This window comes from Serratia sp. 506_PEND, from assembly GCF_001076875.1.
Taxonomy (GTDB): domain Bacteria; phylum Pseudomonadota; class Gammaproteobacteria; order Enterobacterales; family Enterobacteriaceae; genus Serratia; species Serratia marcescens.
In genome coordinates this window covers 1-10,600 of sequence record NZ_JVEL01000018.1, presented here as the reverse complement: position 1 = coordinate 10,600, position 10,600 = coordinate 1, and the positions used below count along the sequence as shown (strand labels likewise).

Here is a 10,600-nt window from a genome sequence, read left to right as displayed (position 1 = left end):
CGCTGCAGGAAAAGACCGCCGGCATCTCCGACGTCACCTTCCAGACCGCTGAGCAACAGCTTATTCTCAACACGGCGACCGCTTACTTCAACGTGCTGAAAGCGATCGATACGCTGTCCTATACCCAGGCGCAGAAAGACGCGGTGTACCGCACGCTGGATCAAACCACCCAGCGTTTCAACGTGGGTCTGGTGGCGATCACCGACGTGCAGAACGCCCGCTCGAACTACGACACCGTGCTGGCGGCGGAAGTCTCCGCCCGCAACGATCTGGACAACGCGCTGGAAACGCTGCGTCAGGTCACCGGCACCTTCTACCCCGAGCTGGCCTCGCTGAACACCGATCGCTTCAGCACCCAGCGCCCGGAAGCGGTGAACAACCTGCTGAAAGAAGCGGAAGCGCGCAACCTGAGCCTGCTGTCCGCCCGCCTGAGCCAGGATCTGGCGCGCGAACAGATCCGCGCCGCGCAGACCGGCTATATGCCGACAGTGGACTTCAGCGCCTCCACGGCGATCTCCAACAACAATTACGGCGGCTCACGCAACACCACGCGCGACGCAGACCTCGGTGAAAACAAAGTGGGTCTGAGCTTCAACCTGCCGCTGTACAGCGGCGGCGCGACCAATTCGCAGGTGAAACAAGCGCAGTACGGCTTCGTCGGCGCCAGCGAGCAGTTGGAAAGCTCACACCGCAGCGTGGTGCAGACCGTGCGTTCGTCGTTCAACAACGTTAACGCTTCGATCAGCAGCATCAACGCCTACAAACAGGCGGTGATCTCCGCGCAAAGCTCCCTGGACGCGATGGAAGCCGGTTATCAGGTCGGTACCCGCACCATCGTCGACGTGCTGGACGCCACCACCACGCTGTATAACGCCAAACGTCAGCTGTCCGACGCGCGTTATACCTATCTGATCAACCAACTGAACATCAAGTCGGCGCTCGGCACGCTGAACCAGAACGATCTGTTGCTGTTGAACGGCGCGTTGGGCAAACCGGTATCGACCGCGCCTGACGCCGTCGCACCGCAGAATCGCGCGCAGGACGCCTATGCGGACGGCTATCAGGACAATGCGCCGATGCAACAAACTGCGGCGCCGGCACCGGCGGCCACTCGCGCATCCGCGCCGGCCGTTACCACCAGCCAACCGGCTCGCAACAGCGGCAACCCATTCCGCAACTGATGCGCGCACGCTGACAAACACGGGGTCCGGCCTGCGCCGCGCCCCGTTTTTTTTTTCCCGATTTTCCCCGCTTCTGCCCGCCGCCTCACAGCCGCCGCCGCGTCAGGTGGTATCATCATCACTCTCGTTTTCGCAGTCTGGATGAGGTTCGATGGACAACGATTCACGCTGGCAGCGTCTGATTAACGACGGCGAATTGCCGCCGCCGCTGCGCCCGACGCCGGCGGTGTACGCCTCCTGGCTGCGCTGCCGCAGCCTGATGCAACCCGATGTCTGGCAAGCACCGCACCGCGCTCAGGGCGCCACCTTCGAATCGATTTGCCGCCGCAAGAACGATCTGCTGACGCTCGGTCAGGCGGCGCTGGAAGACGCCTGCGAATACATGGAGCCGCGTCGCTGTCTGTTGATGATCTTCGACGAGAGCGGCTGCATGCTGTGGCGCTGCGGCGACGCCCAAACCTGGGAGCTTTTGCAGCAATTGGGGTTCGCCCCCGGCGCCTACTGGGCCGAGGGGCAGATCGGCACCAATGCTCCGGCGCTGGCGGCGGCGGAAGGCCACCCGGTACGAGTGAGCGGTGAAGAGCACGTGCGCCGGGCGCTGCACGGTTGGTCATTCTGCGCGACGCCGGTCTACGACAACAGCGGCCGCCAGCGCGGCTCGATCGCGCTGGGCTGCCTGCTGGCCGACTGTGCCGCCGGCGATCTGTCGCTGACGCTGGCCATCGCCCGCGAAATCGGCAACTCGCTGAACGCCGACAGCCTGCTGGCGGAATCCAACCGCCATCTGAATCAACTTTACGGCCTGCTGGACGGCGTGGACGACGGCGTCATGGCCTGGGATCACCGCGGCTACCTGCAATACATCAACCAGCGCGCCGCCGGTCTGCTGAAGCTGGACGAACAGCAGAGCCAGGGCAAACCGCTGGCGCAGCTGTTGACGCTGCCCGCCCTGCTCAAGCGCGCCATCGCCGACCGGCAGCCGCTGCAACACGTCGAAGTCACCTTCGAAAGCCAGCGGCAGTTTATTGCCGCTTTGCTGACGCTAAAGCCGATTTTCGACGGCGATCGCTGCAGTTTCATCGCCCTGCTGCACCCGCTCGAGCGGCTGCGCCAGTACGTCAGCAGCCAGTTGGGGCGTGTCAGCCACAGCTTCGAGCAAATGCCCTCCGCCTCGCTGGAAATGCGGCGGCTGATCCGTTACGGCCAGCAGGCGGCCAAGGGCCAGCATCCGATCCTGCTGCGCGGAGAGGAAGGGGTTGGCAAAGAGCTACTCAGCCAGGCTATCCACAACGCCGGCGAACGCGCCGCCGGGCCGTATATCGCCCTCAACTGCCAGCTGCTGCCGCAGGCGCAGGGGCTCCGTGAACTGTTGGGCAGCGACGCCAGCGAAGAAGAGGCGGGCCAGCTCAGCAAATTCGAATTGGCCAACGGCGGCACGCTGTATCTCGAACAGATCGAATACCTGCCGGCGGAGATGCAGTCGGCGCTGCTGCAGGTGCTGAAAACCGGCGTGGTGATCCGCCTCAATTCCAGCCGGGTGATCCCGGTCGATGTCCGAGTCATCGCCGGCAGCGCCGCCGACCTGCCGCTGCTGGTGCAGCAAAACCGCTTCCGCCGCCAGCTGTTTTACAGCCTGCAGGCGTTCGAGATCCAGATCCCGCCGCTGCGCCAGCGGCTGAGCGATATTCCGCTGCTGGTCAAACACCATCTGCGCACGCTGGAGCAGCATTTTCAGTGTCGCTTCCGGGTGGATGACGAGGTAATGGCCCAGTTGGCGCTTTATCTGTGGCCGGGCAACGATTTGGAACTGAAAGGGGTGGTGGAGCGCGCGGCGATGATTTGCCACGGCCACCACATCCAGTTGGCGGATCTGCCGGCGCACCTGCTCGGCCAGCCGTCGCTGCTGGAAAGCGATCCGCAGCCCGGCGCGCCGCTGTTGACGCTGACGGACATGGAACGCCAGGCGATCCTGCGCGCGGCGACCGTCAGCCGCGGCCAGGTGACGGAGATGGCGCAGCTGCTGGGCATCGGCCGCACCACGCTGTGGCGGAAGATCAAACAGCACGGGATCGACATCCGCCAGTTCAAGCTGCGCGCTTAGTGGCTGAGCTGCAATACCCCGCGCGCGGCGTCCAGCATCGCCTTCTGCCCGCTGCGGGTTTTGCTCAGGCAATCCTGCATGCCGACCACCATCGGAATGCCCATCGCCTTCGCCAGAATGGCGCTGTGCGACAGGGCATTGCCGCCGCTCAGACAGATGCCGAGCACCAGCCGCCTGTCGAGCATCACCACCTCCGAAGGCATCAGTTCGTCCATCACCAATATTGACGGTTCTGCGAGCGCAATAACCGGCAGCGGCAGCCTCTGCAGATGGCACAGCGTGCGGCGCAGCATGTCGCGCACGTCCAATTCGCGCGCCCGCATGTAGTCGTCATCCAGCTCGCGGTACTCTTCGGCGATCGCCTCCAGCACCTGCCGCCAGGCCTGCTCGGCGCTGCACAGCTGTTGCGCGATGCAGGTGTAAGCCGCCTGCTGCAGATCCGGATCGTCCAGCAGCATGCTGTGGGCGCCGAAGATCGCCGCCTGCGGCTTGCCGATCAGCGTGCCTGTGCGTTCCGCCAGCCGGTTCAGATCGCTCAGCGTGTGCTGTAACGCCTCCCGCAGGCGTTGCTGTTCGCCCAGCACCTCGTCCGCGCCGATACGCCGATCGGCGGTTGGCGGCCAGAAGCTGTGGGCCTGAAACACCGGCCCGCTGGTGACGCTTTCCGCCACCGGGATACCGTGCAGCGAAGGCTGCTGCCGCTCGGAGACCGTCTCGCCAAAATGTTGTTCCGCCAGCGCTTTGAACGCCGCCAGCGCCTCGTCCGCCTGCGCGCCGTCGGCGATCAGGCGAACGGTGTCGCCGTGACGCACCTGCAGCAGCGCCAGCTGATTGAGGCTGCGCGGATCGACGCACTGCCCCTGCTTCTCCAGCACCAGCTCGGCCTTGAACGGCGCCAGCGTCTCGACCAGCCGCGCCGCCGGGCGCGCATGCAGCCCATGCGGGTTCTGCACCGTCCAGGTTGCGCTTTTGCCCTGCGCCAGCGGCAAGGCCACGCTTTTCGCCGTCGGTGAAGCCTCGCCCAGCTGTGCCTGTTTGGCCTGCAGCGCCCCCTGCGCCTCCGCCACCACCTGCTCCAGCGAGGCGCCGGAGTTGGCGGCCACCACCGCCGCCAGCGTGCCTTCAACCAGTGGCGCCGCACACAGCCGCACTTTGGCGGCCAGATCCGGATCCAGCAGATCGAGCGCGGTTTCGGCACTGAGCAGCGCGCTGCCCAGATCCATCAGCACCAGAACGCCGTCGCCGCCGGCGACCGCTTCGATCGCCTCCATCACTTTGACCGCGTCGGTGCCGATCGGATGCTGCTCGTCATCCACGCCCGCCGCCAGCGCCAGTTTGCAGCCGTCGCCGCGCATCATCTGCCGCGCCAACTGCTCAACGCCGCGCGCCAGCAACGCGCTGTGCGAAACCACCACGATATTAATCATCTCGCCTCCTGCTAACTGCCGGCGACCTCGGCCAGCGTTTTCATCATCAACATCACCGAAGTGGCGCCGGGATCCTGGTGGCCGATGCTGCGCTCGCCCAGGTAACTGGCCCGCCCTTTGCGCGCCTGCATGGTGATGGTGTTCTCCACCGCCCGCTCGGTGCTGTCGGCGGCGCGCTGCAGCGCCTCCGACACGCTCAGGTTCTGCTGCGCGGACTGACCGAGGCTTTCCACCACCGGCCACCAGACGTCGCACATGGTCTTGTCGCCCGGCTCCGCCTTGCCGCGCATCACCACGCCTTCCACCCCTTCCTGCATCACCTGATGCAGCTCCGCCAGATCCAGGCTCTGCTTGGCGTTCGCCGCCTGCGCCGCGCGGATGAAGAAGGTGCCGAACAGCGGACCGCTGGCGCCCCCCACGCTCGACAGCAGCGTCATGCCGGTGTTTTTCAGGATAAAGCCGATATCCTTGTCCGCCACCGACGGCAGCTTTTCCACCACCTTGTTGAAACCGCGATTCATGTTCAAACCGTGGTCGGCATCGCCGATCTCGGTGTCCAGCTGGGTCAGAAAATCGCGCTCCCGGCTGAACACCTCGCCGCAACGCATCAGCCAATCGACAACCTGTTGTTTGGTCAACGCCATGATTCCTCCTCAGCAACCCCAACGCAGCGCAGGCGTTTTCACCGGCGCATCCCACAAGGACAACAGCTCGTCGTCCACGTTCAACAACGTGATGGACACCCCTTGCATATCCAGCGAGGTGCAATAAGAACCCACCAGGTTGCGCTCAATGATGATGCCCGCCTCGGCGCAGCGCTCCGCCAGCCGATGGTACACGCCATACAACTCAGACAATGGCGTGGCGCCCAGATTGTTGACCAGCGCGATCACCCGATCGCCGCGCGTCAGCGGCTGCTTGGTCTGCATTTCGTCGCGCCACTCGCCCTGCTGACGATCCCAGACGCGGATCGCGCGCTGATAGTGGCCGTGGTCGATCAACGTATGGAACATGTCGTCCACCGCCGCGTTGAGCGTGGTGAACGGGCGGCGCGCAATGCCTGGCTCGCCGTGAATGCCGACGCCGAACTCCATTTCGTTCTCTGCCAGGGTGAACGACGGCTTGCCGGCGGCCGGCACGGTACAGGCGCCCAGTGCGATGCCGATTGAATGCCCGTGGTTGTTAATGCGATGCCCCAGCGTCACCACGCTGTCCAGATCGTCGCCGCGCACCGCGGCGGCGCCCAGCAGTTTCTCCATCAGCACGGTGTTGGCCACCCCGCGCCGCCCGGCGGTAAACAGGCTGTCTTTGACCGCCACGTCGTCATCCACCAGCACCGTCGCCACCGCGACGCCGCTGTCGTGCAGCAGCTCGGTGGCGGTTTCGAAGTTGAGCACGTCGCCGGTGTAGTTCTTGATCAGCAGCAGCACCCCGGCGCCGCCGTCGATCGCCTGACCGCACTCGTACATTTTATCCGGCGTCGGCGAGGTGAAAATCTCGCCCGGACAGGCGCCGTCGAGCATCCCTTCACCGACGAAGCCGCAGTGCATCGGCTCATGGCCGCTGCCGCCGCCGGACAAGATCGCCACCTTGCCCGCCACCGGCGCGTCGGCGCGGGTCACGAACACCGGATCCGCGTGCACCAGCAGCTCGGGATGGGCCTCCGCCAGCCCCTGCAACTGCTCTTCCAACACCGACTCGACCTGATTAATCAGTTTTTTCACGATGGTTTCCTCTGTAAGAACAGGGGCGCGGCGCACCGCGCCCCAACGGTATCAATGACGCTGCAACCAGGCGGCGCCCAGCCTATCCGCCGTCAGGATCGCCGCCTGCACGCCCGCAGGGGTGACCTTGAACGGCATGTTGTGAATGGTTTCACCCGCGGCGCAGCTGGCCTCGGCCACCGCCATCATCTTCGCCGCCGCATCGCCGGTGACGCCCATCTGCGCCAACGTGATCGGCAGGCCGATGTCATGACAAAACGCCAGCACGGTTTCAATCTGCGCCATCGGGCTGTTCTGCAGCACCAGCTGCGCCAGAGTGCCAAACGCCACTTTTTCGCCGTGATACAGGTGGTGACACTCCTCCAGCACGGTGAAACCGTTGTGAATGGCGTGCGCCGCCGCCAGCCCGCTGCTCTCGAAGCCGATGCCGCTCAGATACGTATTGGCCTCAATGATGCGTTCCACCGCTTCCGTCACCACGCCGGCTTCGACCGCCAGCTTGGCCTTCACCCCTTCGGCCAGCAGCGTGTCGTAGCACAACCGCGCCAGACTGAGCGCCGCCAGCGTCGATTTGCCGCCGGCCATGCTGGTGGCCTGGGCGTCGAAACAGGCCTGCGCTTCGAAATAGGTGGAGAGCGCGTCGCCCATGCCGGCCACCAGCAGGCGCACCGGCGCGTTGGCGATGATGGCGCTGTCCATCACCACCATGTCCGGGTTGCGCGGGTAGATCAGGTATTCGGCGAATTCGCCCTGTTCGGTGTAGATAACCGACAGCGCGCTGGTCGGCGCATCGGTGGAGGCGATGGTGGGAATGAGCACCACCGGCAGCCGTTGGTAGTGGGCGACGGCCTTGGCGGTGTCGAGCGTTTTGCCGCCGCCGACGCCGATCACCCCGCGGCAGCCGTGGGTCTGCAGCTCGCAGCCAAGCCGGTCTATCTCTTTACGGCAGCACTCGCCGTTGAAGCGGGCCGCATGATGTTTCACGCCGTGCTGCCGCAGGCTGCCCATCAGGGTGTCGCCCGCCAGCTGCATCACGAAGTCGTCGGCGATCACGAAATAATGGTCGGCGAGGGATTTGGCGTATTCGCCGACGGCGGCCAGCGCATTGACGCCCTGAATGTATTTGCCTGGTGACTGGATGATTCTCAACATAACCGGATCCTTGTAGGGAGTTGGCGATGGTACGTTCAGATATCAGGTGATGACGCGCCGACTTCGCCGCCGGCTTGTTGTTGTGCTTCGACTATGAGCGCCTGCCGCCCGCCTGGCGAGCTTCGCGATTTTTGTTCCATTATGGAACATCATCATAGCGACAACGTTTCATGATGAAACGCCAACGCGCGTTTTTTCGCCGCGAAAGCGAACTGGCGCACACCCCAACGTATAACTGCGTAAAGAGTCGATTCTGCGGGCGTTTCAGCTTTAATTTTGACCATGTTTCCCCTATCCTTAGCGCCACTACTGGGAAAGGGCGAAAACAGCCCGCATGATGGGATTGATAACGATGAAACGGACAAAAAACATCAACCAAGAGACGTTCCGCAAATCCTGGCGCAGCTACCGTGTCGCGCCCGTGGCTTTGGCGATCAGCGCCGTCTTTATGCTGGCCGGCTGCGAGAAGAGCGATGAAACGGTCTCCCTGTATCAGAATGCCGATGACTGTTCGCGCGCCAATCCTTCGATGAGCGAGCAGTGCACCACCGCCTACAACAATGCCCTGAAAGAAGCCGCGAAAACCGCGCCGAAATACGCCACTCGCGAAGACTGCGTCGCCGAGTTCGGCGAAGCGCAGTGTACCCAGGCTCCGGCACAGGCCGGCATGGCGGCGGAATCACAAAGCAGCGGCAGCTTCTGGATGCCGCTGATGGCGGGCTATATGATGGGCCGCCTGATGGGCGGTTCCGGCTTCGCGCAGCAGCCGCTGTTCACCTCCAAGAACGCCGCCAGCCCGGCGAACGGCAAGTTTGTCGACGCCAGCGGCAAGAGCTACGGCCCGGCCACCGCCGGCGGCCGCACCATGACGGTGCCGAAAACCGCCATGGCGCCGAAGCCTGCGGTCACCAATACCGTGACCCGCGGTGGTTTCGGCGAGACCGTGGCCAAGCAGACCAGCATGCAGCGCAGCAGCGCCACTTCCAACTCCGGCTCTCGCAGCATGGGCGGTTGATGCATGAAACGTATTGCTATTACCGAGCGCCCGGACTGGCGTGAAAAAGCGACCGAGTTCGGTTTTCGTTTCCACACCATGTACGGCGAGCCGTACTGGTGTGAAGACGCCTATTACCAGTTCACGCTGGCGCAGATTGAAGAGATCGAAAGCGCTACCGCCGAGCTGCATCAGATGTGCCTGCAGGTGGTGGAAAAAGTGGTCGGCAGCGACGAGCTGATGGCCAAGTTCTGCATCCCGAAACACACTTGGGAGTTCGTGCGCAGTTCCTGGCGCACCAACCAGCCGTCGCTGTATTCGCGTCTCGATCTGGCCTACGACGGCGTCAACCCGCCGAAGCTGCTGGAGAACAACGCCGATACGCCGACCTCGCTGTATGAAGCGGCCTTCTTCCAGTGGCTGTGGCTGGAAGACCAGATCAATGCCGGCAAGCTGGATCCGCAATCGGATCAGTACAACAGCCTGCAGGAGAAGCTGATCGAGCGTTTCGGCGAGCTGAAAGCGCACCACGGCTTCGGCCTGCTGCACCTGGCGTGCTGCCAGGACAGCGAAGAAGATCGCGGCACGGTGCAATATCTGCAGGACTGCGCGCAGGAAGCCGGTCTGCCGACCGAATTCCTGTTCATGGAAGAGATTGGCCTTGGCGAGAAAGGCCAGTTCACCGATCTGCAGGATCAGGTGATCGGTAACCTATTCAAGCTCTACCCGTGGGAATTCATGCTGCGCGAGATGTTCTCCACCAAGCTGGAAGACGCCGGCGTGCGTTGGCTGGAGCCGGCCTGGAAGAGCATCATCTCCAACAAGGCGCTGCTGCCGCTGCTGTGGGAAATGTTCCCGAACCACCCTAACCTGCTGCCGGCTTATTTCGCGCAAGACGATCATCCGCCGATGGATCATTACGTCACCAAACCGCTGTTCTCGCGGGAAGGCGCCAATATCCAGATCGTCGAAAACGGTCAGGAAGTGGCGCGCGTCGATGGGCCGTACGGTGAAGAAGGCATGATCGTGCAGCAGTTCCATCCACTGCCGAAGTTCGAAGACAGCTACACGCTGATCGGCAGCTGGCTGGTGAACGATCAACCCTGCGGCATCGGCCTGCGCGAAGATCGCGAACTGATCACGCAGGATCTGTCGCGCTTCTATCCGCACACTATTCTCGGCTGATCGCCCCGCTGAAAGCAAAAACGCCAGTCTCTGACTGGCGTTCTTTCTTTACCCCACCTGTACCGACAGCATGCTCAGCGCCCCCATTTCGATACCGTCGATCGGCACGCTGATGGTCTCTTTTCCATCCCAACCGCCAAGCACATACAGCAACGGCAGATAGTGTTCCGGCGTCGGATTCGACAACGCCGCGCCCTCATGGCGCATGAAATCCACCAGCGGGTGATTATCGCCCCGATAACGCAGGTTATCCCGGACAAAGTTATTGAACGATTCCGCCCATGGGTAGGCGCTGGTGTCGCCCTGCCATTTCACCATGCGCAGGTTGTGCACCACGTTGCCGCTGGCGACGATCATCACGCCCTCATCCCGCAGCGCCGCGAGTTTGCGGCCCAGCTCATAGTGGTAAGCCGCCGGCTGCGTGCCGTCGACGCTGAGCTGCACCACCGGGATATCGGCATTGGGATACATCTTGATCAATACGCCCCAGGTGCCGTGATCCAACCCCCACTCGCCGAGATCCGCCGTTACCGGCACCGGCGCCAGAATGTGCTGCAGCTGCGCGGCCAGTGCGGGAGAGCCTGGCGCCGGATAACGGGTATCAAACAGCGCCTGCGGGAACCCGCCAAAGTCGTGAATGGTTTTGGGTTTTTCCATCGCGGTGACCGCAGTGCCGCGGGTATACCAATGCGCGGAAACCGCCACGATCGCCTTCGGGCGCGGCAATGACTCACCCAACGCACGCCATGCCCGGGTGTAACGGTTGTCTTCCAGCACGTTCATCGGGCTACCGTGGCCAAGAAACAGTGCCGGCATACGAGAGGTGTTCATAGAGG

General features: G+C 63.4%; 10 protein-coding genes. 4 read left to right on the top strand and 6 right to left on the bottom strand.

Annotated features, from left to right (window positions below; all coding sequences use genetic code 11):
• Positions 1-1,181, top strand: a 1,181-nt coding sequence (gene tolC / locus ADK28_RS00630) for an outer membrane channel protein TolC (RefSeq protein WP_048794614.1), incomplete at its 5' end; no start/stop codon positions are given.
• Between the two features lie 151 nt (positions 1,182-1,332).
• Positions 1,333-3,282 (top strand): dihydroxyacetone kinase operon transcriptional regulator DhaR, encoded by a 1,950-nt coding sequence (gene dhaR, locus ADK28_RS00625; RefSeq protein ID WP_048794613.1) that lies wholly within the window; start codon positions 1,333-1,335, stop codon positions 3,280-3,282.
• On the opposite strand, the gene dhaM is transcribed toward dhaR, so the two are convergent.
• From dhaM to ADK28_RS33280, 5 genes are all read right to left on the bottom strand, one after another.
• A complete protein-coding gene (dhaM, locus tag ADK28_RS00620; RefSeq protein ID WP_048794612.1) occupies positions 3,279-4,709 on the bottom strand; it encodes a dihydroxyacetone kinase phosphoryl donor subunit DhaM in 1,431 nt (476 codons plus the stop codon). The two genes, dhaR and dhaM, sit on opposite strands and share 4 nt — an antisense overlap.
• Positions 4,710-4,720: 11 nt before the next feature.
• The gene (gene dhaL, locus ADK28_RS00615) at positions 4,721-5,353 is read right to left on the bottom strand and encodes a dihydroxyacetone kinase subunit DhaL (protein WP_048794611.1); all 633 of its coding nucleotides are present in this window, start codon (positions 5,351-5,353) and stop codon (positions 4,721-4,723) included.
• Between the two features lie 9 nt (positions 5,354-5,362).
• Positions 5,363-6,433, bottom strand: coding sequence for a dihydroxyacetone kinase subunit DhaK (gene dhaK / locus ADK28_RS00610; RefSeq protein WP_033639363.1), 1,071 nt, complete (start codon positions 6,431-6,433; stop codon positions 5,363-5,365).
• Between the two features lie 51 nt (positions 6,434-6,484).
• Positions 6,485-7,585 carry a glycerol dehydrogenase gene (locus ADK28_RS00605; protein ID WP_033639362.1) on the bottom strand — a complete coding sequence of 367 codons (1,101 nt, stop codon included), beginning with the start codon at positions 7,583-7,585 and terminating at the stop codon, positions 6,485-6,487.
• 152 nt (positions 7,586-7,737) lie between these two features.
• Positions 7,738-7,869: a hypothetical protein gene (locus ADK28_RS33280; protein WP_255411660.1), complete on the bottom strand. Its 132-nt coding sequence runs from the start codon at positions 7,867-7,869 to the stop codon at positions 7,738-7,740.
• Positions 7,870-7,937: 68 nt separating this feature from the next.
• On the opposite strand from ADK28_RS33280, the gene ADK28_RS00600 reads away from it, so the two are divergent.
• Both ADK28_RS00600 and ADK28_RS00595 read left to right on the top strand, forming a co-directional pair.
• Positions 7,938-8,600, top strand: coding sequence for a DUF1190 family protein (locus ADK28_RS00600; protein ID WP_004937226.1), 663 nt, complete (start codon positions 7,938-7,940; stop codon positions 8,598-8,600).
• 3 nt (positions 8,601-8,603) lie between these two features.
• Positions 8,604-9,764, top strand: coding sequence for a glutathionylspermidine synthase family protein (locus ADK28_RS00595; RefSeq protein ID WP_016930148.1), 1,161 nt, complete (start codon positions 8,604-8,606; stop codon positions 9,762-9,764).
• 48 nt (positions 9,765-9,812) lie between these two features.
• On the opposite strand, the gene ygiD is transcribed toward ADK28_RS00595, so the two are convergent.
• On the bottom strand, positions 9,813-10,595 hold the full coding sequence (gene ygiD, locus ADK28_RS00590) for a 4,5-DOPA dioxygenase extradiol (RefSeq protein WP_028127592.1): 783 nt from the start codon (positions 10,593-10,595) through the stop codon (positions 9,813-9,815).
• Positions 10,596-10,600: the final 5 nt, after the last annotated feature.

Bases quoted from the DNA above. Each gene is read 5' to 3' on its own strand.
- ygiD (WP_028127592.1), bottom strand. From the start codon at position 10,595: ATGAACACCTCTCGTATGCCGGCACTGTTTCTTGGCCACGGTAGCCCG.
- dhaR (WP_048794613.1), top strand. From the start codon at position 1,333: ATGGACAACGATTCACGCTGGCAGCGTCTGATTAACGACGGCGAATTG.
- ADK28_RS33280 (WP_255411660.1), bottom strand. From the start codon at position 7,869: ATGGTCAAAATTAAAGCTGAAACGCCCGCAGAATCGACTCTTTACGCA.
- ADK28_RS00600 (WP_004937226.1), top strand. From the start codon at position 7,938: ATGAAACGGACAAAAAACATCAACCAAGAGACGTTCCGCAAATCCTGG.
- ADK28_RS00605 (WP_033639362.1), bottom strand. From the start codon at position 7,585: ATGTTGAGAATCATCCAGTCACCAGGCAAATACATTCAGGGCGTCAAT.
- dhaL (WP_048794611.1), bottom strand. From the start codon at position 5,353: ATGGCGTTGACCAAACAACAGGTTGTCGATTGGCTGATGCGTTGCGGC.
- dhaM (WP_048794612.1), bottom strand. From the start codon at position 4,709: ATGATTAATATCGTGGTGGTTTCGCACAGCGCGTTGCTGGCGCGCGGC.
- ADK28_RS00595 (WP_016930148.1), top strand. From the start codon at position 8,604: ATGAAACGTATTGCTATTACCGAGCGCCCGGACTGGCGTGAAAAAGCG.